We start from the raw sequence: 25,697 nt of genomic DNA on the forward strand, positions 1-25,697 counted from the left end.
TGGATAGCGAGTGAGGTGACAATTCTACCCCTGAACAAATTGATATGAGCAGATATCAACCGTCATGGAGTGGATGAGGAAAGGAACTCTCTTCCATTAGAATAGAGATATCTTGACCATCAATGCCATAAGCGAAAACCATTAGCTAATAGGTATATGTTGCAAGGAAAAGTATGGGTCTTGGGAACCAGGACTCCTGACAAGAGGAGGGAATGTAAGACCAATAGAACTACGCAGTCTTGGAGGCAGTTCCCGTTGAATTGGGAAGCCCCATCCGCATAAGCGGTGGGGTAGTTCACATCGTTATACTAACTGTAGGTGACTGGTTTAAATGAACAGCCAGATTCCATAGTTGTGTTTTTTATAGCTTGCTGCACTATGTCTTTCTTCAAAACCCCTCTGATTGGTTTAAAAGCTGACTCATTTCGTCATCCATTAGACCTGGAAGCTACCAAAACGCTCAAGCAAATACCAGGCATAGATATGTTGGTGCGAAATTGGCTTGGGCCAATGGCAGAGCAGGTTTTTTATGTGGAAAATATTGCCTCCAGCATTCTGGTGGGTGAAAAGCAACTGCCCGATTTATACAAGCTGTTGTTAGATGCCTGCAAAATCCTGGATATAGAGCCTCCCCAGTTGTACGTCCGGCAACATCCGGCTCCCAACGCCTATACTTTTGCTGTGCGGGGTAAGCAGCCGTTTGTTGTGCTACACACATCCCTGATTGATATCCTCACACCAGAAGAAATACAGGCAGTAATTGCCCACGAGTTGGGGCATCTCAAGTGTGACCATAGTGTTTATTTGACGCCTGTAAATTTATTAATATTAGCTGCGGCGATTGTGCCCAATGTTGGAACCTTCGTTGCTCAAGCGATACAGGCACAGCTTTTAGAATGGGTACGCTGTGCTGAGTTTACCTGCGATCGCGCCGCATTACTAGCAACCCAAGACCCCAAAGTTGTTATGTCAGTATTGATGAAGTTGGCGGGTGGTTCCCCCACCTTAGCGCCACAACTGAATCTCGATGCCTTTGTTGACCAAGCTCGTGCTTACGATGATATTAGCAAGACCGAACTAGGTGAAATGGTCAAAGCTGCCCGCACAGCCCAATTAACCCATCCAGTGCCAGTGCTACGGGCGCGAGAAATCGACCGTTGGGCAAGCAGTACAGAATATCAATCTTTAATCCAAAGTCATGGACTGAAGTCTACAAGTAATGAAGTTGCACCCAAAGGCGGATGGCGAAACTGGTAAAAGTACTGGTGAAATAGCACTTATTAAAGTTCTTGAGGCGAACTATGAGCGATTCACTGTGATGTAAAATGCTGGTACAGCCCAAAAATCAGCTAATGACCAGGTTTCCTTACGACCAGTTCGCCAAAGACTATCTTAAAGAATTGTTACAACCATTGGGAGAAGTAGAAACAAGTCGGAAAGTTCCAGCCCAAATCCGAGAGATTGATGTTTATTTTCTACCTTCACTCCAATCGACAAATACAATAGAATTAGGGCTGCTAGGAAAATTTGCGGCTGAACCTGCATTAGTTGAACCATTTAGAAATGCAGCTACAATTGCGGAGATACGCAGTTGCATAAATAAATTGTTTGATATCTTTGCTGAAGTAAAACGTCAAGCTAAAGGTGATAAAACTCGGCTTTCAGAATCAGAATTACCACGTTTGTGGATTTTATCACCCACGGCTTCTGAATCTATATTGGATGGTTTTAGAACTAACCTAGATGAAGAAAATTGGGGAATAGGAGTACATTTTTTAGGCGATTATTTTAGAACAGCAATTGTGGTAATTCACCAATTAACCTGTACAGAAGACACACTATGGTTGAGAATTTTAGGTAAGGGAAGAGTTCAGCAACAAGCAATAGACGAACTAGAAGCACTTCCGCAAAATAATCCCTTACGTTCCAAAGCAATTGATTTATTATTAAGTTTAAAAACTACCTTAGAATTCAATCACAATATAGACGACGAGGATAGAGATTTAATTATGCGTTTATCACCTATTTACGAGCAAAAATTAGCAGAAGTTAAACAAGAAGGAATTCAAGAAGGAATTCAAGAAGGAATTCAAGAAGGAATTCAAGCAGAACGTCGTAATGTTATAGAGAATTTGTTGCAAGTTCGCTTTGGTTCTTTAGATGCAGAACTAAGAGGAATTACTGAAGCTTTATTGGCATTATCTCCAGAGGAATTTACTCCTTTATTGCTGCAACTATCCAGGGAAGAATTATAAGGGAAATGCCGAAAACCCCTGAGAGACAGGTGCGTAAGCACCGTATCTCGTACTTCAGACAGGGGATGAAGGCTAGCAGCACCGTTCACGGTGTTCCGACCTAACCTTTTTGGTGTGCAATATACTCTATTACATTTTTTGTAGAAATATTTCCAGCAGTTGAAACGAAATAGCTTGGTGTCCATAGAGTTGGAAGTTTAAGCAATTCTGGAAACTCTTTTCTTAAGTGATGAGAAGCCCGTCCTTTAATTCTATTCATGATTTGGGATGGGTTATCTGTTGGTTTCACGTTCAAAAACAAGTGAACGTGGTCAGGCATGATTTCCATTGCAACAATTTTCCACCTATTTTCAATGCAAACTTCACAAATAATTTGCTGCAACCTTTCTGCTACTCCACCTATCAATACCTTCTTTCTGCGCTTGGGTATAAAAACAAAATGATAGTTGAGTAGTGATATTGCATTACCTTCGTGTCTGTACTCGTCTGGAGAAAAACTTCCCATACTTCCCTAATTAGTGATTGTGTTTTGTCTATATATAGTGTATATTTGACTTAATCAATCAACAAGGGGGTGATAGTATTTGCTGACAAATTACGTTTACAAGCTTCGTCCTAACATTACTCAGTCAACTAAATTGAGTAGTTGGTTGGATATGCTTCGTTCTACTTACAACTGGAGTTTAGCCGATAGAATAGCCCAATACAATCAACAGTTCATCCAGGGTGAATATTGTGACATCAGGACTAGATCGGAGGCGTGTCCACTTACTTGTTTCGTTAGCAAAAATGGTGCAAGCGGAGAGCCTTGGAAGGATGTCAAAGTGGGCAAAGATGGTAAGGATAAAAATCCACGGCGCAGTGCTGGAGATATCCAAATAACAGCGTTGCCAGATTTGAAGAAAGCTAGACCTTGGTTTGCTGAAATCGACTCTACGGTGTTACAGCAAAATGTAAAACGTTTGGACACTGCTTACAAAAACTTCTTTGAGGGTAGGGGATTCCCCAAGTTTAAGAACCGCAGTAACTTTACCTCTTTCACATTCCAGATGGGTGTTAAAGTTCAAAGCAGTAAAATCTATCTTCCTAAGTTAGGATGGATGCGGTTTTTTAATTCCCGCTTAATACCGAATGGATTTACTATCAAAGCTGCGACAGTTAGAAAACGTCAGGATGGTTGGTATGTCTCAATTCGGATTGAGGACAAAGCTATACCTAGCTATGCATCAAAACCATTGGATGAAGTTAATTCTATTCTTGGTTGCGACCTGGGGATAACAAAACTTGTCCATTTGTCAGACAGGCATCAAATCGATAATCCTAAGTTTTCAACCAACAAGAAATCTAAACGGACTTTAAAGATTAGACAAAGGAGAGTTAGCAAAAAAGTTAAAGGCAGTAAAAACCGTAAAAAAGCAGCCAATAATTTAGGACGTTTTCATAAGAAAACTGTAGACAAAAGAACAGCTTACCAGTGGCATGTTGCTAATAAGATAGTTTCTAGAAAGGTTGATGCTATTGCGTTAGAAGACCTCAATGTTTCGGGAATGATGAGGCGATGTAAAATTAAAGTTGACGAAAAAACTGGTAGATTTCTCAAAAACGGACAATCTAGAAAAAAAGGATTAAATCGCGCTATCTCTGATGCAAGCTGGGGTGAGTTGATTTTAAAGATTCAGTATCTCGCTGCAAAGCTTGGAAAGGTCGTAATTAAAATTAACCCCAAACACTCATCCCAAGAATGCAGAAAATGTAAGCATGTTGATAAGTCTAATCGTGATGGTGAGAAGTTCATCTGCACCCAGTGCGGGGATCACGAACACGCTGACATAGGTGCAGCCAAGACAATCAGGGATAGAGGTTTTGAGATAGTACGCGGGGACTCTGCGAAACTTGCTGCTCGACAGCTAAACGCCCAAAAGATATTACCACGCTCCATGAGCAAACGTGGTGAGTTTGGGAACCTGAGCAATCAGGATATTAAGATTGTGAAGTCTTAAGAATCTCCGCACCTTCAGGTCGGAGAGTGTCAATAAATAGGTTCCTTTAGAAGAACTCAGTCGGAGATGCTGGGTTTTCCAGCTTTACAAAGAAATCGATGATTACTTAGTAACGTGAATTAAATAAAATGCAAAACTTCATCAATTATCTAGCTTCCCTCTCCTTATAAAGGAGAGGGATTGAGGGTGAGGTAAACCAAGGACATAAATTGTATGTTATTTAATTCTTAACGTGAGTTCGATGAACCTCTCCCTCCCAGCCTCCCTCTGGGAAACGGAAAAGGAGGAGCAATGAAAAATTCAGCTTTTTGCTCCCCTCTCCGTGTCGGAGAGGGGTTGGGGGAGAGGTCAAATAAGACTTGTCGAAGTCACGTTAATTCTTATTCCTTAAGCTTCTTCAATCGGACAATCGGATTAAAAAACATCCCATTGCTTAACCCACAGCCTCTACCATGACAGTTCTACCCAACGACGATCGCTTTCAACCCATAAATCTGTTTGAGTACGAAAAGCTAGCAAAAGATCATCTCTCTCAAATGACGCTTGATTACTATAGTAGTGGTGCTTGGGACGAAATTACATTACGAGATAATCGTGCTGCTTTTGAGAGAGTCAAGTTGCGACCTCGTGTATTAGTCGATGTAAGCGATGTCTACGACGGGCTACGCCTACGCAATCTCACTACCTCCATATTAGGGCAACCCCTGCAATTACCTTTATTAATTGCGCCGATGGCTTTTCAATGTCTAGCCCATCCAGATGGAGAAATTGCCACAGCATTAGCCGCGGCATCAGCTGGTGTGGGCATGGTGTTAAGTACAATGGCCACAAAGAGCATGGAAGAAGTGGCGAGTGCATGTGATAAATTTCCAGATTCTCTGCGATGGTTCCAGCTTTACATCCATAAAGATCGGGAATTAACTCGTGCTTTGGTAGAAAAAGCCTATAAAGCAGGCTACAAAGCACTTTGTCTAACTGTAGATGCACCTGTTCTCGGACAGCGAGAAAGAGATAGACGTAACGAGTTTGCCCTACCCTCACACTTACATCTGGCTAATCTCGCCACCATCTCAGGGCTAGATATTTCTCATGAAAAAGGCGAATCTGGATTATTTACCTATTTTGCCCAACAGCTAAACCCAGCAGTAACTTGGGACGATTTGGAATGGTTGCAGTCTTTATCTCCACTCCCTTTAGTCATCAAAGGAATTTTACGAGGAGATGATGCTGTTCGGGCTGTAGAATATGGAGCCAAAGCAATTGTTGTTTCCAATCATGGTGGCAGACAACTCGATGGTGCGATCGCTTCTTTAGACGCTCTAGCTGAAATAGTAGCAGCAGTAGATGGTAAAGTAGAAGTCCTGTTGGATGGAGGCATCCGTAGGGGCACAGACATTCTCAAAGCTCTGGCATTAGGAGCAAAAGCGGTACTAATCGGACGGCCCATTTTGTGGGGACTAGCAGTAGCAGGGCAAATTGGTGTATCTCATGTCATCTCACTACTACAAGATGAGTTAAATCTGGGAATGGCACTTAGCGGCTGCGCTAAACTACAGGATATTGACCCTAGTTTATTGACCCTGTCACGCCTGTAAGCCAGAAAATTCTTAGACCTATTATTCCAGGAAAACTTTGAAAATTAATTTTCAGACTTGTTACAAAATCACTTAATTAGAGTATACTAGTTAAGGTTGGATATATGGGCGGGTGGCGGAATTGGTAGACGCACCACACTCAAAATGTGGCGGCCTTGCGGTCATAGGAGTTCGATTCTCCTCCTGCCCACTACCAAATAACTACTAAAGAGGTAAAAAAGTTATGCGCCTGAAAAGATGGGAGTCTCCCCGTAAAGAAGGCAGGAACGACAAAGGTAGAGGCGGTTCTGCAAGGAAGAGGCAACTCAAAAAACAAAGGCAAATGTTACGACAAAGACTCAAAGAAGCTAACAAACCAGACAATGACAAAAACAATAAAGCAGGGGAAGATAAGTTTATCTTCCCCTTGTTTTTTGGGATTTTATTTCAGAAAAAAATAAAATTCAGGGATTTTTCAATATCTAGACTAAATTAAATTTGCAATAAACTTGGAAAGTCATAAGAAAAAACTATACTAATTTAATTTTAATTCTACCTCTTAAGCGCATATTTACGTATCAAAATAGGCAAGTTGAGTGTCTAGTATTTCACTTTACTATGTAATTAAAAAATGTATAAGATACTACAAATTTACATATATTTTATAGGAATATATCGCAATTGTAATGTTTGGATGAACAAATCAAAAAAAAATTATGAAGGAAGTATGAATTTTGCTAGGCAGCGTCTGAAATCTCTAGCTTAAAACAGTAAACTAAGACACAACAGCCAATAATTCTAATATTAAGGGTTAAGTCAAAAGTATACTAAGAAAGCAATTGCATCTCCATGTGTTAACTTCCAACGATGACACAAGGCTACAAAAAGTCAGGAGTCATTTTATCTGAATTCTTGAATATTCGGAATGGTCTAGATAATCTATGGATTTTTTTGTTGGACACAGGAGTTATTGATGGTGGCAAGAATGCTTCTACCTACTAAAAAAGTACTGGATTTTCCTATTACTGCTTTACGCTTTGACGATCAAGTACAAACAATACTGAAGTGGGCGAGGAGGCGTGAGAGTAAAACTGTATATGTAGCCAATGTACACATGCTCATTGAAGCTCATTGGAATCCAGAGTTTGCTAACGTATTACGAAATGCAGACATAGTTACTCCTGATGGTATGCCTCTGGTATGGATGATGCGAAAAATGGGAGCGCTTTATCAAGACCGTGTGGCAGGAATGGATATTTTCCTAGCATTGTGTCAGCTAACTCAAACACAAAATCTTAGTATTTTCTTTGTAGGTTCGCAAACAGAAGTTCTTTCTCGGATGCGAAAAAGGTTAGAGTGGGAATTTCCGCAGGTGAATATTGCGGCGATGGAACCTCTACCCTTTCGCCCCCTGACTGAAACTGAAGACGAAGCTTTGGTTCAAAAAATTAACTCTAGTGGTGCTAGCGCCGTATTAGTATCTCTGGGATGTCCTAAGCAAGAAAATTGGATAGCTCAACATAAAGGTAAGATAGAAGCTGTAATGATTGGACTGGGTGGAGTTTTCCCAGTTTATGCAGGAATTCACAAGCGGGCACCCCGCGTAGTTCGAGACTTAGGACTTGAATGGCTGTATCGATGGATTCAAGAACCACGCAGGCTTTGCGGTCGCTATGCTAAAACTATTCCACTATTTATATGGCTAGCTACGAAGCAACTACTATCATCAAGTCGTATTGCAGCAGTCTTCCTGCACGAGACTGGGGATTAAAGAAAACAAATATGTGTTCTATTGTACATGGCATTGTTGGTATGATACGGCTGTTAACTCTATTAACCAAAAATATTAATTTATGTTGTTGTAACCAATAACTAGCAAAGTTAGATACCAGTTCAAGCCAGAAAATGTAAGTAACAGAGCGTTTTATATAAAAACTCTCAAAATTCATCAGTAAATTTTTAGAGTATTCCATCATTATGGCGCTCTAGTAAACAATTGCTCTGATTAAGTTGTTTAATAGGAGTCTTTATTAAAAAAAATGGTGATTAAAATCAAACATTCTCAGTCGTTTCATGGGTCAATTCTGTAATGGCATCACCTCAAGGTTCATCAAATTTACGACAACAGGCTGTTAAAGGAGTATTGTGGTCTGCCATCGAAAGTTGGGGACGGCAGGTAATTTCATTCGCTGTTTTCTTTATACTTGCGCGTTTGTTAGGTCCAGAAACTTTTGGTTTGATTGCATTAGCTAGTGTATTTCTGGCATTTCTCCAAGTTTTTTTCGATCAGGGATTTACTCAAGCAATTGTTCAACGTCAGGACTTAGAAGTAGAGCATTTAGATACTGCCTTCTGGGCTAATTTGGGAATCAGCGTACTACTAGCAATACTATGTGTTAGCGGTGCTAGTTTCGTTAGTAACTTATTCAAAGAGCCACAGTTAATACCAATCATCCGCTATTTGTCTATTGGATTTTTAATCACTGCTTTCAGTAGCGTTCAGAACGCAATCTTTCAGCGGAAGCTAGCATTTAAAACTCTTGCCACCCGATCGCTAGTGGCAGTAGCCATTGGCGGTGTAGTAGGCATAACTATGGCGTTGATGGGATTTGGAGTTTGGAGTATTGTCGGTCAGCAATTATCTAATAATTTGGCAGGAGTTTTGATAATATGGTGGGTAAGTGATTGGCGACCAAAATTAAGATTTTCGGTAAGACACTTCAAGGAACTATTTTCCTTCGGAGTGAATGTGATGGGGATGAATTTATTTTACTTCTTTAGCCGTCGCTCCGATGACTTTTTAATCGGTTATTTTCTAGGTTCTTCTGCATTAGGCTATTACACCATTGCTTATCGCGTGTTCTCAATATTGACAGAATTGCTAACTAGCACCATAGCAAAAGTTACTTTGCCAACATTTTCAAAGTTACAGCACGAGCCAGAAAGATTAAGAAATGCGCTTTATGAAGCAATCCAACTAACAAGTTTGATTACCTTTCCAGCTTTCTTAGGCACATTGATATTAGCACCTGAAATAGTAGAAGTTGTATTTGGAACAAAATGGTTACCCAGTGTGCCAGTAATGCAAATTTTAAACCTTACTGGTATTGCTTACGCATATTTCTATTTCAATGGATCTGTGCTAATGGCAGTCGGAAAACCTTCATATAAGCTAGCTATGGATTTCATTCAAGCTGTTATCAATGTTATTGGGTTTTCCATAGCAGTCCGATGGGGAATTGTGGCTGTTGCATCTGCTTTTGTGATTAGAATGTACCTGATAGCGCCTATTCTTATTTGGGTAATTTGGAAACAAATCCATATTAATGTGCTGACTTATCTGCGCCAGGGTGCTGCTTCGTTAGCTGGAACGATAGTTATGTTATTTGTAATCTTTGTTATCAAATATTTTTTGAGTAACTTAATAAGTTCCTCGGCAGTATTAGCTATTTCTCTATTTATTGGTATAATTGTATACATTTTGTCTATTTTCTTGATTGCACCAAAATTGTTTTGGCAGATAAGAAATATAGCCCGTTAGCTTAATGCAGTCAAGATAAAATTGATTACGATTTGACAAATAAAATTAAAACAAATACTGTATACTATTAATTGTCTTAAGTAACATTTAAATCTTAGCCGGAGTAATTTTACGTGAAAAATAGTCAAAGAAAGAAAATATTTTTTTTTACTGCCCAGACTCAATACGAAAATCTGGGAGATGTGATGATCATTAAAATCTTATTAGATAACTTAAGAAAATATGGAACTATCATTATCAATGAACGAGGAGTTCCAGAGTGGTTTTGTCAGGAATTAGATATAAAAGATGATGAAAAAGCTAGCAAGTACGGAAATAAATTTAGTATTTTAATGTTAGTACTTGCTTTGAAAGCATTATTTTATTCAAATAACGAAATTTACTATATTCTAACTCCAGGACATCGTTTTAGTATTCCTAATCCTAAGATAGATTATTTTAGGTACTTAATTGAAACAATAAAACAAATAACAAGCTTGGCTTTATTTAAGATTCTTGGTGTTCGTATATGTAGATTTGGAGTTTCCATTGGACCCTTTTCAAAACTAGATCAGCTAGCAGAAAGGTGGAGATCTAAATTTATGTATTTTTATTCAGTTAGAGACACAAAATCAGAAGATTATGCAAAGAAATTAGGGATAAATAAAGTTGAAATTTTTCCTGATTTGGCTTGGTTGATGAAAACTCCATACGCGAGTAATAAATTAGTTAAGTTACACGATGAATACGTAATATTTAGTTTTAGAAACTCTACTAATTCTTTTGACGATCCAGATATATATAAGAACAGTCTTTTTCCGGTTTTAGACAAAATTGTTTCTATGGTTGGTAAAAAATGGCAGAAAAAGTTGCTAATTTCCTATCAAGTTGATCTTGATTATGAAATTTGTAAAGATATTAGTAATAGATATAAAGATGATTGTAACGTAATTTTTATTGAAGAAAAGATAAATACTCAATCTATGTATGATTTGTATTCTCGCGCCTACATGACTTTTAGCAATCGGTTACATGTACTGATGTTTGCAATGCTTTGTGGTTCAATACCAGTTGCGGTAGTAGATACACTAAAGCATGATAAAATAACCAGTATCTTTTCAGATGCAGGTCTAATGCGGATGGTTATAGATATCTCGAAGGGCACGCATATATCTGAAATATTAAATGAAATTGATGCTGATATTAATGTGATAAGAAAAGATGTTGATTTGTGTATTGAGCATAACCAAAATTCTGCGGATGCAATATTTAAGCAGGTAATGACTTAGGGCAAACGCATCTAAATATTGAGGAACTCTAAATATTGAGGAGCCTGTATAGAGTTGGCATAAGTACCTTTATCTCAGGAGCATCCCTCTTTGGCAGATACACTAGTTGTTGGGAGAATGTAGGGGAATACTTAAACCGCCCATCTAAAACATGACACCCGAAAAACAAGCACGTCTAGAAGCCTGCTTAAAAGAACTAGCAACCCTTCTATATGAACAGACGGACAAAACTACACTAACCGATCTTGAAAGCATTGAAAAAACAGTGCGAACTCAGATGTTAGAACGAGTTAGTCCCGAAATCGCCCTTTTTTTATTGAACAGACAACAGGAACCAAAATAGGTAAACTCCGAAGAGTGAAAAGTTGTGTGGGGGTGCTGAAGTTGAAAGCGAAACAAGCACAACGATTAGGATTGAAGCCACGTAGTTAACTCAGTCCTTTATTGGAAAAATGTTGCTTACGACTGTCTGCAAACGAATCATACCAAAATGCCGAAGCCGAGATAGACGCGTTGACGGGGGTAGCCGTGGGTCACTCAACTCAGCGCATACTAGTGCTACGGCAAGATTTGCAATTGCCATTGCCTGTTTGCGTCAACTTAACTTGAACTGTAGGAATTCAAACCAATCAATTTTCTGCTGTAAAAACCCTTTGTCTGAAATTAAATATAAAAGTACTTGACAATAACCCAGGTCTAACTGCTATATTAACTAGAGTAAAGTTGTTGGGGCGTAGCCAAGTGGTAAGGCAGCGGGTTTTGGTCCCGCCATCCCTAGGTTCGAATCCTAGCGCCCCAGTAAATCTAAAGACAGGTATAACAGCCTGTCTTTTAGAGTTTTTAATTACATTTTTAAGATGCTTCTCAATACATCTAAGTCTATAAATGTTACTTGTCAGGCGATTTGAGAGCTTGATCCAGAGTCTGTCGAGCCTGTTCTGCTTTAGATCGCGCTTCTTGGTAACGCACATTAGCTTGGGCAAAATTTTTGAGAACTTTAAAACCTTCCTTGAGTCGAGTAATTTCCTCTTCAGTCACCGACTCATCGGTGAACAGAACATCAACCGCTTTGCGAATTTCCAACGCTTCAGTTCGTGACTCCTGAACTTTCAACTTGAGTGTCGCTAGGTTACTTAGAACCTGGACAGCTTGTGTAATTGTATCCTCACCGCTAGCAGTATCAATAGTTGACTCTTTAACCTCAATTAATTGTTGAGGGCCAAATCCTTCTTCCAGTTCCGTGGGTAGCTTACCTGTATCCATCAGTTCCATTAACTGATCCATTGCTTTATCACGGGCTTTTGCTGAATCTTTTCCAGAAACAGTAAGGATAATTTCTGGGCTTTGAGCGAGAGTATACTGAACCATATTTGAGCAGAAAATTTGCTGGTTAACCAAGCTGAGGCAAATTATTATAACATGTTGTGTGTCAGGTTATTTGTTGGCTGATTCACTTTAGTGTTGATTTACCAAATTTATGTAAAGATTTCGTTAATGAACAGCAACTAGCTACACCAGCATTAGGGACTTCCAAGTAAAAAAATATTCCATTGCTATTGTTCACCGTTGACCGTTGACGGTTCACGAGTTTTCAGTCAACAGTCAACAGTCAACAGTCAACGACTTTAATGTGGAATAATTTATTTTTTGGAGTTCCCTTAGCTACTATTCAAACGTTTTCAAAACCTTTAACGAGTTGCCGAGCATTTTCCCGTAAGGCTTCAACGAAATATCCACCCTCTTGCACAAATAGTGTCGGTAGATTCAAACAGCGAATCATTCTACCGATTTTATAGTAGGAATTAGACTCCAGCGCAAAGCAACCCAGAGGATCAGATTTAAAGGTGTCGAAACCTGTCGCCACTACCAAAGCTTCAGCCTTGAACGATAACACTCTGCTGGCAGATTTTTCTAGAGCTTTTAGATAAAAAGCCTCATTGCTTCCTTTTGGCAGTGGAATGTTCAAGTTATATCCTTCGCCATCGCCTGAGCCACATTCCTTTTCAAAGCCACTATAGAAGGGATAAAAATCTCTTGAATCGCCATGAATCGAGATTGTTAAAATATCGCTACGCTGATAAAAAATCTGCTGCGTACCGTTACCGTGATGCATATCAATATCAATAATTGCCACTCGGTCAAATTGCTTACGAAGCTCAACAGCAGCAATGGCACTGTTATTTAAGAAACACATACCCATTGCCATATCGCGGCAAGCATGATGTCCACTTGGTCTACACAAAGCATAAACAACCAGTTCCCCAGCTTTGATCAGAGATGTCGCTACAATCACCGCAGATACGCTACCTAGTGAGTTTTCCCATGTGAATTGTCCGATTGGTGCGGCACAGTCAGCAATGTACCATCCCGCTAAAGCAACAGGGTTTTCGTTGAAATTGACCATATGGCGGTTTGGAGAAATATTGGGAAATATTTCAGTGCTAGCATTCTGAATTTGTGACCAATGCGACCAAGCAACCTTGAGATAGTCAATATATTTAGTGTCGTGTACTGCAAGGATTGATTCGCTAAGGATTGAGATGCAGAGTTCTGGCGGCGGTGCAAATTCTATTTCGCATCCTCCCTCCAACAACCCCAAAAGAATTTGCCGACCCCTTAGCGCTACATCGGGGTGTTCAACGAAGCGTCCTCTTTGAATAAATTGCGAAGGGCCTTGAGCTTCAAAGTATGGACTGACAATGGCTTTCATATAGATGAAATAGTAAGAATTTCTATTTTTAATGATTTCATGCTTTATTTCTACCCCTACCAAGTCGCTTCAAATAAAACTTTATACTTAAGAAAAGGCAATTAAGTTTCAACAGGAGGGGAGAGCAATGGCTCCTAGTCCCACCATCATGCAAGCTGTGGAAAAACTGGGCTACCGTGTCACTGTTGGTGATGTGGCAACCCAGGCAGGATTGAACGTCGCTGAAGCTAATCAAAGCTTATTAGCCCTGGCATCTGATGCTGGGGGACATTTGCAAGTGGCGGATTCAGGTGATATAGTTTACCTTTTTCCACAAAATTTTCGAGCAATTTTGCGTAATAAATACTTCCAGTTACGATTGCAGGAATGGTGGAAAAAGGTCTGGAGTGTTGTGTTTTATCTGATTCGCATTTCTTTTGGAATTTTCTTAACTGTTTCCATCGCCCTTATAACTGTTACCATCTTCATGATCATTACTGCTGCCAATTCAGATCGTGACGGCGACAATCGGGGCAGTAGTTTTGGGGGTGGGGGGTTCTTCTATTTTCCAAATTTATTCTGGTATTTTAGCCCAAATTATGACACCCACTATCAGGAACGACGGCGTGAAAGGCGAGAAGAAAGCGATCTAAATTTCTTTGAAGCTGTGTTTTCGTTTTTGTTTGGCGATGGTAATCCTAACGCCAACTTAGAAGAACGTCGGTGGCAAGAAATTGCTACGGTGATTCGGAATAACCGTGGTGCAGTAGTAGCAGAACAAATTGCCCCATATTTGGATGACATTGGCGAGGGATATACAAGAGAGTACGAAGATTATATGCTGCCCGTTCTGACGCGATTTAATGGGCAACCGGGGGTAAGTCCAGAAGGGCAAATTGTTTATTACTTCCCAGAGTTGCAGGTGAGTGCAGTTAAAAAGCGCCGTCATGCAATATCAGATCACTTGGAGGAATTTCCTTGGCGTTTTAGTGCTGCAAGTTCAGGGCAAATTATGCTGAGTGCTGGGTTGGGTGTACTAAATTTTGTTCTTGCCTTAGTACTCGGAAGTTTGTTGGGAGATGGCACTATTGCTGCCCAATTAGGTGGACTGGTAGCTTTTGTGCAAGGAATTTCTTGGCTACTATTGGCTTACGGAGCAGGTTTCTTAAGCATACCGTTATTGCGTTATTTCTGGATTCAGTGGCGTAATCGCAAAATAGGCGATCGCAACCGCGATCGCATTTCCAGATCAAGGATATTAGCAAGTCCTGATGCACCTTTGCAACAAAAAATCAACTATGCCCAACAATTTGCAGCAGAAAAAGTCATTGGCAACGAAGATTTAGTGTATTCTAGCGAAACTGACTTACTCGACCAAGAAGTTGAGCGTTCCGCAAAAATGGACGCTGAATGGCAACGGCGCTTGGAACGGGGGAGTGGAGAATAGAGTTAACAGTTAAGAGTGAGGAGTGAATAATTAAGATTTATTTAAACTCCTAACTCCTAACCCTTCTCTACGAGACGCTGCGCGAACGGCAGGCTCAGGGCATCGCTCCTAACTCCTAACTTTCTCTTTACTTCGCCTGAATTGGTGTTAAGGCTACACCTTGATAATAATGTCCCAAAATTTGCAGGTGGTTCACTCCTTGCCGAGCTAGATTGTATGCTCCCCACTGACTCATGCCTAAACCATGACCAAAGCCAAGCCCTTGGAGTACAAAATTGCCATCGGCTCCCTTCGTGACGCTAAAACGGGTACTTTTTAGCTTCAGCGCTGTCCGCACTTGCTCGCGCTGTAGAACTTTTGTGCCCTTGCTACCGACAATTTTCAAGACTTTAACACTGCCAAAAGGCGAGAATGTTTCTGGAATCATTGCCGTCACATTGCCTACCTCAGGGAATTTAGCACTAATATCACTGGGCGAGAAGGTTTTTACCCAATTACACGCGCTGATATTTTGATCGTAGTCTTGAACAGCCCGCAAGTACGGCAACGCATTTCCCCAAACGTCTTCAACGTTTTCGGTGTGTCCCCCAGAACAAGCGTGGAAAACTGAGAGAATAATCCGGTTTTTGTAAGTTAGTACCTGTCCTGCTGTTTCATCAACTGCTTTGTAAGTTGCAGGAGATTCACTGATGACGCCCTTATAAATTTGCCAGCGATCGGGGGTATTGCCTAAATCGTAAACGGGATTATTCCGTTGTTTTTCTCGTTCGTAAAGAGCATAGGTGCGAGCTGCGATCGCCTGGGCTTTTAAAGCTTCTTGGGGCCAGCTAGCATCCATTTCCCCACCAAGAACGCTGTAGAGATACTCTTGGTCATCAACCCAGTTAACAGCCGTTAAGCCTTTGTCTGTGGGAACAACCAGAGTTCTACCCCGATACCAGCGATCGCCAATATAAACGAATCCTTTACCAGTTGGCTCAATCCAAAATAAACCAGACTGCCACTTATCTAAAGCAACTCCGCCCGGAATAGCTTGGGCATAATATGCACTCATCGCTGGCAACTGTCCGAGAGTCCTACCAGTACTATCCTTGACGATCCCAGTGGTGGAACTGCCCACTTTTACCTGATTAACCCCCCTCTCAATTGCAACCCGTAGGATTACAGACGCTTGAGCTGGGGCAACCAAAGCTATCCACAAGAGGACACTTACCCACCAATGACGTACTTTAATCTGGGAAAATAAAGAGCCTAAGTAAAGTTGGAATTTCATGCTGATCATCTAATCACACTAGTATCTAATTGACGCTCTTAACTATGGCGTCTACTACTTTAAGATGAGACACTTCTCCAACGCAGGAGGTTGCCACCTCCTACTAATTATGCATTTTGCTTTAGCTATCAGGTAGAAATCTTCAATCCAAAATTTAAAATTTAAAATCTAAAATTCGGTGAAGGAGTCAGTGATTTTACCCTTGAGCAACTGTTGTCAGCAGTAATGTTACTGGCAACCTAATACGGTTCGGATAAGGTTTTATCATGACAGACCCTACATCACAAAGACGCGATAAATCCCCGTCTCTACAAAGGACTGATTATTGTAAAGACGGCGATTTATCGCGTCTCTTGCCAAAACCTACGCAGTATTGACTGGCAACCTTTAACTTTTTTTCCCGAAATTACACTTTTCAACAAAAAAGGTACACCGGAATTTATAAAATAAATGTGTCATTAGTTATTTTTCCAGTAAAAATACTGTGCCAATAAGCAAGCTGCTACATTTAAACTAGTTATACGAAGGCTAAGTGCTAATAACTTTTTTGGACTACATACCAGACTTTTGAATTGTAATTTAGTATCAAGTATCGCTCCAATTTTGGAAGCTGAGATTTGGGTTTGGAGTTTAGTATTGCTATTCCTAAACTCTTTTAATAATCGTCTAAAATTGATTATTTGCAGCGCTCAATTAGGCATTTAGGAAGGAAGTAATTCATGTCTGAGCAAAATTTTGTTCTCACTTTTGATGGTGTGAATGATCGTGTTGAATTGTCTAAAGGGTTTCCTTCTATTGAAAAGGCAATCACCATCGAATTTTGGGCTAAAGGAGAAAATAGTCTCGCCCAACAAACCAGTATTTTGGAGGCTTATAACGCTCAAAATGTCCGGGTTTTAAATATTCATCTGCCTTGGAAACACATCGCAGATACTCGGATTTTTTGGGATGCAGGTAATCAGAATGGGTTCGATCGCATTGAAAAACCAGTGCAACTTACTGATTACAATGTCTGGACTCATTGGGCTTTTGTCAAAGATGCTGTCACCGGACAAATGTACATTTATCAAAATGGCAAAGTCTGGCATCAAGGTAGTGGACAGAAGAGATTGTTAGGTGGAATTCAAAAATTTGTCATTGGTTCTTTTGCTAGTGCTACTAACTATTGGAAAGGCTCTCTCGCGGAATTTCGCATCTGGAATCAAGCCCGCACTCAATTAGAAATTGAACAGCAGATGAATCGCCGTCTAGTGGGTAGTGAACGAGGATTGGTTGGTTATTTTCCTTTAGATGGAGATGTAAGCGATCGCACTATTGCTGGCAATAATGGCAAACTCTACGAAACAACTTGGACGAAAGCAGAACTCCCTGTAAAGCTGGAAACTCAGCAACAATCTGTTCTCTCCTTTGATGGCAAAGATGACTATATTTCCTGTGGTAAGGGGCAAAGTTCTGACAAAGGACTGAGGTTTCTCAATCTAACTCAAACACTAACCTTGGAAGCCTGGGTCAATTTAGGTTCCTACCAAGGTGGTGCAATTTTTACAAAGCAATATAATCCCGCCGAACCAGACAAACCAGGTCAACCTTCTTTGGATAAGGCGGCGATTTTCTATGGCCTCTTTATTGAAGAAAGTACAAAACTGCCGATGTTTATCTACTCCACAAAGGATAAACGCAATCTGGTTTTCGGAGGAACTACCAAGACAGAGATTGCCCTTGAAAAGTGGTATCACCTAGCTGTGGTTGTCAGTAACCAGCAGGTCGAACTGTTTGTTAATGGACAGTCTCAAGGTGCAGCTAAAATCGAAGGAGCGTTCGCCGACAACTCCGACGCAGACTTATTGATTGGCAAACGTTATGTCGATAATTCCTATTTTGCTGGTCAACTGGCAGAACTCCGCATCTGGAACATCCCTCGCACCGCCGCCGAAATCCAAGCCAATCTCTCTCGCCGTTTAGAAAATATTGAACCAGGATTGGTTGGCTATTGGTTACTGGAAAAGGGTTCAGGGGAAATAGCCTACGATTCTTGTTTTTCTGATAACTTTGGCATGATTGCTGGCGCCACTTGGAGCAAATCTAAGTTGCCGATCGCTATTCTAAATCCCAAAGAAAAATTTAGCTATGCAGGCAAAATTGGTGATATTCGGGCTTTAGATGCCTTTAAACCGCTTCCATCTGAAGTACACCCACCAGCACGCTGGCTGGCTAATTTTTATCAATCAGCCTATGGTTTGGGAGGAGCAACCAAGGATGTCTTGGTACGGCAAGTCTTGATGGAAAATGGCGGCGACCCTACGAAAATTCCCGCCAAACTGCCAGCTAAACAAATTGCGACTGCGCCGGAAAACCTGACACGTTTGCGTCCCGACAAATACAGTGATGAATTTTTTGTAGAACGCCGTCTCAATGGCTTCAACCCTGGTCAACTCAAGCGAGTGCAAAACCAGCCCTGGCAATATGTCATCCGCTATGACATGGGTGGCATTCAAAAAATTGATAACCACGGCATTTTGCCCAAATTGATTGAAGCTCGCTTCTGTTTGGAAGGGCAACAACTAACCCCCCATTCCATCGAATACACCCTCTTTGGTGAAACCCAAGTCCAAACCCAACGCCCCGGCGATCAAGACTGGGAATGGGCGAAAAAACTGTTCCGTTGTACCGAATTTCTCTACCACGAAACGGGAATACATCTGGGTCGTCTCCACCTGAATATAGATCAGTATGCAATGGCGTTTTACCGCAACGTCATCAACAATCCCATTCAAAAGTTACTCGAACCCCATCTGGAAATTGTCCTGAATATGAATACACGGGGTGTATTTGCCATTCTGGGATACAAGGATAAAGATGGCAAGGATGTAGACGGTGCTGTTACCTTCCTCTCCTGTGTGGATGTTGACAATATGTATGTCTTGATTCGCCAGGAATTGAGTAATATGACCTATCGTAATGGGAATCCGCGATCGCAATTTCTCCCCGATTACGTTACCAACAACCACTTTGATCGCAGTGCATCCACGATGTGGCGAATCATTACTGACTATGTGAGTCGTTTCTTTGCCAACAACCGTGCAAGCATTCAAAGTTACTGGTCAGAAATTGTCGGTATGTCTGAAGACCTGAGCGCCAACAGCATTCTGAAAAAAGAATTGGGAACTCTCGATATCAAAACCATGCAAGACCTCCAGGATTTGTGTGTTTATGTGATCTATAACAGCACTTTCTACCACTCCTGGGTCAATAACAAGCAATTTGAAGATGCTGGCGACGTTGATTATGTGACCATGAGTGCGTGGAAAGACACTGACCCCCTGTTAGCGGCCAGACACGCTAAACAGATATTGTCTATGCAAAACCTGACGGCGGTTCGTTGCAACTTAATTATGGATGTGGGGCCTGCTGAACTGAAGGATGCAATCTGGAAACAACGCGCTCAAATTGAACCAGGACTTCCCCTAGAGAAGCTGATGATGAGTATCAGCATTTAGCAGACTTCTGACGTAATTCCAAAAGTCTCACTTTTTTAAGGATTTACGCAAAATATCTCTCAAACTCTAATTTCTCCGCGCCCTCTGCGCCTCTGCGGTTCGTTATTCCATAATTCGTGCGTAAGTCCTAAAGAAGAATTATCGAGGGAGAAACCCCGATTTAGGCGATCGCATTGAACCCATTTTCTATCCAGATTTTAGAGGTATTAAACATGACCGTTTCTGAGCAAAGAAAGGCAAATCAAGAAAAATTCATCTACGCGTCCAACATACCTACCTTTGATGTCACCAAACCCCTTCCCCCCACTGTGCTACCAAGCATTAAATGGCAGTACAACTTTAAGTCTAGCTTGTACGGACTAGGCGGAGTTCGTCAAATTCTAACTGCCCCTAACCTAAAAAGTGGGGGAACTGAGCTTAATACTATTTCCTACCTGATACCTAATCTTACCCGTCTGCGTCCCGATAAATTTAGTGATGAATTTTTTGTCGAGCGTCGTTTGAATGGTTTCAGTCCGGGTAAGCTGAAGCGAGTAGAAAATCAGCCTTGGCAGTATGTTATTCGTTACGATTTTAGTGGCGTGAGCGTTGATCCAAACGGGATTTTACCCCAATTCATTGAAGCCCGTTTCTGTCTGGATGGACAACAACTTCATGTCCATTCCATTGAATTTATCCTACACGGAGAGACGAAGATCCAGAATCTTAGTCCTAGTGATCAAGATTGGGAATGGGCAAAAAAACTTTTCCGTTCTGCCGAGTTTGTGCAGCACGAAACCGTAGCTCATTTAGGTGGTACTCACCTGAACATCGATCAATATGCAATGGCCTACTACCGTAATGTGGTCAATAACCCGATCATTGAATTGTTAGAGCCGCATTTTGAGGGCTTGCTGTCGATTAATCAGCAGGGTTTAAGCGAATTAGTCGGTTCAGAAACTAAAGAGGGTGTTGTTCCCCAATTAACCGCCCTAAATTATCAGGATACTCAAAAAATTCTGGTAGAAGGATTGCAAACCCTTACCTATCGTAATTGGAGTCCTCGATCGCACACACTGCCCGATTATGTCGCTAATAATCACTATGACCGAGCAGCGATCGCCTTCTGGCAAATCATCAATAAGTATGTTAAAGACTTTTTTGATCAAAATCAAGCTGGTATTCAACAATACTGGTCTGAAATTGAAGCAATGTCCAAGGATTTAGCTGCTCACTCCATTCTCAAACCAGAGTTGGGAACATTAGACATTAAAACCCTGCAAGACCTGCGCCAAATGTGCGTTTATGTAATCTATATCAGCACCTTCCAGCATTCTTGGGTGAATCACAAGCAGTATGAAGATGGCGGGGATATTGAGTATGCAACCCTGGGTATGTGGAAGGAGAATGACGCGATGACGGCTGCGAGAAATGGCAGACAGCTATCAACGACCTTGAACCTTACCTCAGTTCGCCATAACCCGATCATGGGTGTGGATCAGCCTGTTGCTAACAAGCTCAAAGAAGCACTCTGGGAAAATCGGGAACAAATCGAACCAGGAATTGCGATCGACACAATTCTGATGAGTATCAGTATTTAGTGTCAGTCTGAAAAGACATTGTTACTGAGCGACTTGCCCTGAGCGTAGTCGAAGGGAGTCGAAGTACTGATTTTGCTTTCATTTATAGGACTTACGCACTCAAAACCTGAAACCTCGATCCCCCCTAACCCAATACGGTTCAGTTAAAGCCAAAAACCTTGATACACGTAGGTTGGGTTGAGGAACGAAACCCAACATTTGGCGGGTTTGTTGGGTTTCGCTGTCGCTCAACCCAACCTACAATTTTCCTTAACTGAACCGTATTGCCCCCTAACCCCCTTTTTTAAGGGGGGGATCTAAAAGAGCCAACTTTTTAAGGGGGTTGGGGGATCTCTTATGCGTAAGTCCTAATTTAGTTCAAAAAAAACACAAATTTTACTGGACAAAGTATCAAACTCATTCTCAAAAAATAGCAGACAATATGGTAGTTAATTTGCAATCCGAGTCTACTGCTACAAAGCTTGGCGATGTGCTGAAGTATGGCGACATCATCTATTTACAGCACATGAACGGCGACTATGTGACTCAATTTAGTAAGGGCAAAACCAGTCGGTATCATTGGCCTAAACTAGGCAAGAATAAAAAGCTAGGCAAGAATAAAAAGCTAGTCGAATCTAACAATATACAGTTGCAGATTCTGGGAGATTCAACCGGTGAGTTAACTGATGGTGCAGTGATCCGACTAAAATCTACAGAATCGCTGCCGAATCAGCAAAATGTCTTGGGTTGCTGGGTAGATAGCCATGATTGTTACTATTGGATCGATAATTTTCACAATAAAAAGCAAAGCTGGCAAATCAACAAACGCGATCGCAGTGGTGACAACAAAATTCGCCAGGGAGACGATGTTTATCTGACTAACCTCCACTACAAAAATCAACGACTGGCTCGATGTACTCGCTACGATGGTTATATTTCTAAGGCTCCCTATGCCAATGAGTGGTGGCAATTAAAATCGGAAGTTGAACAAGAAGACACTAAAATCACTTCCGAAGGTGCTTTTCTAGAAAGCGTGTTTGAGCCAAACACTCGCACCTTTAGTAAGGGAAATTTAGCTTATTTAGCTTATTTTGCCGAAGCAGCTTACAGCACCCCAGAGGAGAGTAAAGCTAAACTAGAAAAACTGGGTTTCCAGATCAATGGTCATGAACATTATCTGGAATTTCCCGACACTGACACCGAAGGTCTTATGGTTGGTGATGATGAAAAAATCATTATTGCTTTTCGGGGGACAGAAAATTTGACGGATTGGATGACCAACATCAAACTGCTGAAAGCCGCCTGGAAAGTGGGAATGGTTCATGCAGGCTTCTATCAATCCCTTGGGTCTCTCTGGCCGGAGGCGAATCGGTCGTCTGGAAAGTCTACGTAACAATAACCAGCCCATCTGGATAACGGGGCATAGCTTAGGTGGAGCATTAGCGACCTTGGCGGGTGCAACTCTCGATCAAGAGATGCCAGAATATGAGATAGCGGGGATTTATACTTTTGGGCAACCAAGAGTAGGCGATCAAATTTTTGCTCAATCCTTGGATAAGGGGATGAAAGAGCGTTTCTTTCGAGCGGTGAACAATAATGATATAGTTCCTCGTATTCCCAGCATGAAGTTTAGTCATGTCGGAAAGCTATTGTATTTCGATTCTGATGGCAATTTGCGTGAGAATATACTACTTTCCTGGTTGAATTGGACAGCCTGGTGCGATCGCTTAAAGGGCTACTATAAGAGTACTGTCAATTTAGAGTTTGAGTCTGACAGTGTCGGCGATCACCGCATGGGTGACTACCGCCGATTAGCTATGCGTCAGCTTGACAAGGTGTAGTTATCGTCCAAAAGAGAACGCGGGGAAATTAGTCCCCGCGTCTTCTTCAGTCTACGATGCCAATACATTTTTAGAATTGCTCACTTCATTAGCGATAATTCCAATTAAATTCAACTGACTCAAAATTTCTGTTGCTTGAGTCAGTTCAGTTCGCGTCACTTTTCCCATGCGCTCTACCATTACAATCCCATTGCAAAAAGCTGCCACGATTCTGGCATCAACTGTACCTAAGATAGGTGGAGCATCTATCAGTACTAGGTCATAACTTTGCTCAAACAACTCAATTAGTTCTTTCATCCGTTGAGAACTAAGCAACTTCACCGTGTCTTCTGCTTCAGGCCCAGCAGTCAAAATATCAATGCAGGGGTGAATAGGCTGGATGTAATCTTGAAAATGAGTTGTCGTCTCATCAACTAATAACAGAGATAGTCCCCAATCATTCGATAGTTCCAGGATTTTGTGCAGGCTAGGATTATGTAAATTAGCATCAATAACTAATACCCGTCGATGCATTCGGGTAGCGCTAGCCACAAGCCCTAATACTAAAGTTGTCTTCCCTTCCCCTGGTAGTGCTGAAGTCAACATCAACGACTTGAAGGGTAAGGGATATTTTAATATTTGAATATTTTGGTAGATCATGTCCAGGGTTTCATGGACAGGTAATCTAGTACTGGCTTCTACTATAGAAGAATCTGAGCTTCGTCGCCCATTCCAAGGTAGGGCCAGCCGCCGCTTTTTGACATTACACGACGGTAGTTTTGGTACTGACCCCAATACACGTAGATTCGTCAGTTTCTTTAAATCTCCGACACAATAAATAGCGTCATTAAACTTTTCCAAAATCAGGGCTGCTAAGATACCTAAAATCGGCCCAATTACCGCCCCTCCCACCAAAAATAATAATCTGTTGCTCCCCATATAAGTACCCAGAGCAGGTTCTGCCAAAACTTGCCAGCTATATCCTTCCTGAGCAATTTTCAATCCCAAAGACTGTTGTGCTTGAAGTAATTGTTCAAGGGTTTTACGACTAGTTTCTACCTTTGGTAACAGACGGTTATACTCTGCTATTAAGCTTGGGTATTTGTTTAGCTCAGAGCGAAGTCGCTGCTCTGACTCGGCTAGATTCTTTTCATTAGCAGTTAGTCCTAAGACAGTTGTCTGTACCAAAATTAACTCGTCTAGTAGCTTTGGCTCAACCCCTACCATTTGCTCTTTGAAGGGCGTTTCACCTTTACTGCTAGTAGTAATAGCTTTCACCTCTTCTCGTAATAGCAACAGTTGACTTTGGCGTTGCTGCTTTAGTTTTTGTACCGATGGGTAATCGTCTGTATAGCGCAGCCGCTCCTTAGCCAAAGCTAGTTCAGTTTTTTGAATTTCACTCAATAGTGTTTGGTAACGACTTGACTGATTTAAACGAGAAGAAAATAGTGCATTTTGCTGAGATGATGACGCTATTTGTTGCTCTAGATTATCGTAACGAGCGTTTACATCTTGAAGGTGGGCACGAGTGCTTTGTAGCTGTTTTTGAATATCAGCTAGAGATTCTAAAATAATTTTACTTTGGACTTCGGGATCGAGTAATTTATGTTTATTGCGAAACTGTTCCAAATTTTTCTCAGCTTTAGTTACCTCTTTTTTTATTTCAGGTAGGCGAACATTTACAAAACCCAGCCCTTGATTGAGACGTTCTTTTTGTTGCTCTTTATTGTAGTTTTGATAGACTTTTTGTAGAGCTTGAAGTACCCTTTGTGTTTTGAGTGGATCGTCATCATTGAAGGAAACCTTAAATACTTGACTAAAAACTTTATTAGCTCCTATACCTCCCTCTTCTGGAGTCACTTCTAGAGGTGCTTTTTTGTTCTGTTCTGTTTGACCATTGATATACTCTAAGGTAATATCAGGATAATCAGAATGAAGTAAATCTACGGTTTTCTGAAGCAACTTAGAACTCAGCATGAGTTTCATCTGAGTAGTGGAATCAACAACTTGAGAATTGCGTAGGCGTAGCCCGTCGTAGACATCGGTAACGTTGGTGTCTTCTCTTGGTGGGATATTATTTGACTGTGTGCCTTCAGATAAATTGGAATTCACCAATATCTGCATATTGCTCTGGTAAGTAGGTTTCGCAATGAAAGCTAGGAGGCTAGCAGCTGACATAACTACACAGGAAACCCCCAATATCAGCAAGCGTCGCCGAAGCAAAATAGTAGATAGTTGTCTGATGTCAACTGCGCCTTGTGCTGAAGTAGTAATCTGTTGCTCTTTATTCAGACTAGTCTTAGCCACTATCAAACTCCTCTAATATCGAAACACTATATTTATTTGGAAGATTTATAAGAAATGTTAAATGTTTTTTTACACCTATAGCAGCAATAGCATACTTAACTATTCTTCCAACAATGACAAGCTCACTTGGCACAATATTATGCCAACTGGCGCTTTCATGTTCATCAATTCATGCATATAAATTCTTAATCAGTGTTGGAAGAATAAATTTTTAATAAATATTTTATTTAAGGAGGAAAATTTTTGACGAAAAATTAATTATTTTTGCTAAGTACTTAAGTATAAAATTCTCTGATTTACAACATTAATATACTATTAAAGTTATTTGAATAACTTGTAATACAAGAAAAACATTGATAAGTATATCTAAACCATAGTATTTGGAGATTATTAATACACTTAGTGAACCGTAAATTACTGGGTAACTAGTTGATTTACTCCTCAAACTAAACTGCTATCTATTTGCT

General features: G+C 40.9%; 18 protein-coding genes, 2 tRNA genes and 1 pseudogene. 16 read left to right on the top strand and 5 right to left on the bottom strand.

Annotation, left to right across the window (positions count from 1 at the left end; all coding sequences use genetic code 11):
• Positions 1-378: 378 nt before the first annotated feature.
• The gene (locus tag D1367_RS23470; RefSeq protein WP_118168616.1) at positions 379-1,257 is read left to right on the top strand and encodes a M48 family metallopeptidase; all 879 of its coding nucleotides are present in this window, start codon (positions 379-381) and stop codon (positions 1,255-1,257) included.
• 95 nt (positions 1,258-1,352) lie between these two features.
• Positions 1,353-2,255 carry an RpnC/YadD family protein gene (locus tag D1367_RS23475; protein WP_118171627.1) on the top strand — a complete coding sequence of 301 codons (903 nt, stop codon included), beginning with the start codon at positions 1,353-1,355 and terminating at the stop codon, positions 2,253-2,255.
• Positions 2,256-2,355: 100 nt separating this feature from the next.
• On the opposite strand, the gene tnpA is transcribed toward D1367_RS23475, so the two are convergent.
• A complete protein-coding gene (tnpA, locus tag D1367_RS23480) occupies positions 2,356-2,760 on the bottom strand; it encodes an IS200/IS605 family transposase (RefSeq protein WP_118168015.1) in 405 nt (134 codons plus the stop codon).
• Between the two features lie 79 nt (positions 2,761-2,839).
• On the opposite strand from tnpA, the gene D1367_RS23485 reads away from it, so the two are divergent.
• The 9 genes and pseudogenes from D1367_RS23485 to D1367_RS23525 all read left to right on the top strand — a co-directional run bounded on the left by D1367_RS23485 (position 2,840) and on the right by D1367_RS23525 (position 11,437).
• The gene (locus tag D1367_RS23485; protein WP_118168016.1) at positions 2,840-4,255 is read left to right on the top strand and encodes an RNA-guided endonuclease InsQ/TnpB family protein; all 1,416 of its coding nucleotides are present in this window, start codon (positions 2,840-2,842) and stop codon (positions 4,253-4,255) included.
• 452 nt (positions 4,256-4,707) lie between these two features.
• Positions 4,708-5,850 (top strand): alpha-hydroxy acid oxidase, encoded by a 1,143-nt coding sequence (locus D1367_RS23490; protein ID WP_118168618.1) that lies wholly within the window; start codon positions 4,708-4,710, stop codon positions 5,848-5,850.
• A 106-nt stretch (positions 5,851-5,956) separates the two neighbouring features.
• Positions 5,957-6,040: transfer RNA gene (locus tag D1367_RS23495), tRNA-Leu, on the top strand.
• 656 nt (positions 6,041-6,696) lie between these two features.
• Positions 6,697-6,831, top strand: coding sequence for a hypothetical protein (locus tag D1367_RS32900; protein ID WP_267255621.1), 135 nt, complete (start codon positions 6,697-6,699; stop codon positions 6,829-6,831).
• Complete coding sequence (locus D1367_RS23505) at positions 6,803-7,600, top strand: WecB/TagA/CpsF family glycosyltransferase (RefSeq protein WP_118168622.1); 798 nt, start codon at positions 6,803-6,805, stop codon at positions 7,598-7,600. Before D1367_RS32900 ends, D1367_RS23505 begins: the two co-directional genes overlap by 29 nt.
• Positions 7,601-7,918: 318 nt before the next feature.
• Complete coding sequence (locus tag D1367_RS23510; protein ID WP_118168624.1) at positions 7,919-9,370, top strand: lipopolysaccharide biosynthesis protein; 1,452 nt, start codon at positions 7,919-7,921, stop codon at positions 9,368-9,370.
• A gap of 113 nt (positions 9,371-9,483) precedes the next feature.
• On the top strand, positions 9,484-10,638 hold the full coding sequence (locus D1367_RS23515) for a polysaccharide pyruvyl transferase family protein (RefSeq protein WP_118168627.1): 1,155 nt from the start codon (positions 9,484-9,486) through the stop codon (positions 10,636-10,638).
• Positions 10,639-10,789: 151 nt separating this feature from the next.
• Positions 10,790-11,220: pseudogene (locus D1367_RS23520) on the top strand (ISKra4 family transposase); the annotation flags it as partial.
• 145 nt (positions 11,221-11,365) lie between these two features.
• Positions 11,366-11,437, top strand: a tRNA-Gln gene (locus D1367_RS23525).
• 89 nt (positions 11,438-11,526) lie between these two features.
• On the opposite strand, the gene D1367_RS23530 is transcribed toward D1367_RS23525, so the two are convergent.
• Both D1367_RS23530 and D1367_RS23535 read right to left on the bottom strand, forming a co-directional pair.
• Positions 11,527-12,006 (bottom strand): hypothetical protein, encoded by a 480-nt coding sequence (locus tag D1367_RS23530; protein ID WP_118168629.1) that lies wholly within the window; start codon positions 12,004-12,006, stop codon positions 11,527-11,529.
• Positions 12,007-12,307: 301 nt separating this feature from the next.
• Entirely contained in the window at positions 12,308-13,348 is a 1,041-nt protein-coding gene (locus D1367_RS23535; protein ID WP_118168631.1) for a histone deacetylase family protein, read from the bottom strand.
• 127 nt (positions 13,349-13,475) lie between these two features.
• Between D1367_RS23535 and D1367_RS23540 the strand changes: the two genes are divergently transcribed.
• Positions 13,476-14,774 carry a hypothetical protein gene (locus D1367_RS23540; RefSeq protein WP_118168634.1) on the top strand — a complete coding sequence of 433 codons (1,299 nt, stop codon included), beginning with the start codon at positions 13,476-13,478 and terminating at the stop codon, positions 14,772-14,774.
• Between the two features lie 127 nt (positions 14,775-14,901).
• On the opposite strand, the gene D1367_RS23545 is transcribed toward D1367_RS23540, so the two are convergent.
• Complete coding sequence (locus D1367_RS23545; protein WP_118171628.1) at positions 14,902-16,047, bottom strand: SpoIID/LytB domain-containing protein; 1,146 nt, start codon at positions 16,045-16,047, stop codon at positions 14,902-14,904.
• Positions 16,048-16,766: 719 nt separating this feature from the next.
• Between D1367_RS23545 and D1367_RS23550 the strand changes: the two genes are divergently transcribed.
• The 4 genes from D1367_RS23550 to D1367_RS23565 all read left to right on the top strand — a co-directional run bounded on the left by D1367_RS23550 (position 16,767) and on the right by D1367_RS23565 (position 22,944).
• Positions 16,767-19,544 carry a LamG domain-containing protein gene (locus tag D1367_RS23550; protein ID WP_118168636.1) on the top strand — a complete coding sequence of 926 codons (2,778 nt, stop codon included), beginning with the start codon at positions 16,767-16,769 and terminating at the stop codon, positions 19,542-19,544.
• Between the two features lie 212 nt (positions 19,545-19,756).
• Positions 19,757-21,124: a lipoxygenase family protein gene (locus tag D1367_RS23555; protein ID WP_118168638.1), complete on the top strand. Its 1,368-nt coding sequence runs from the start codon at positions 19,757-19,759 to the stop codon at positions 21,122-21,124.
• A 421-nt stretch (positions 21,125-21,545) separates the two neighbouring features.
• Positions 21,546-22,496 carry an alpha/beta hydrolase family protein gene (locus D1367_RS23560; protein ID WP_118168641.1) on the top strand — a complete coding sequence of 317 codons (951 nt, stop codon included), beginning with the start codon at positions 21,546-21,548 and terminating at the stop codon, positions 22,494-22,496.
• Positions 22,447-22,944, top strand: coding sequence for a lipase family protein (locus D1367_RS23565; protein WP_181984938.1), 498 nt, complete (start codon positions 22,447-22,449; stop codon positions 22,942-22,944). The genes D1367_RS23560 and D1367_RS23565 overlap by 50 nt, the downstream gene beginning before the upstream one ends.
• A 51-nt stretch (positions 22,945-22,995) precedes the next feature.
• On the opposite strand, the gene D1367_RS23570 is transcribed toward D1367_RS23565, so the two are convergent.
• A complete protein-coding gene (locus D1367_RS23570; protein WP_181984939.1) occupies positions 22,996-25,230 on the bottom strand; it encodes a GumC family protein in 2,235 nt (744 codons plus the stop codon).
• Positions 25,231-25,697 lie beyond the last annotated feature (467 nt).

The organism is Nostoc sphaeroides, assembly GCF_003443655.1.
In the GTDB taxonomy this organism is placed as follows: Bacteria; Cyanobacteriota; Cyanobacteriia; order Cyanobacteriales; family Nostocaceae; genus Nostoc; species Nostoc sphaeroides.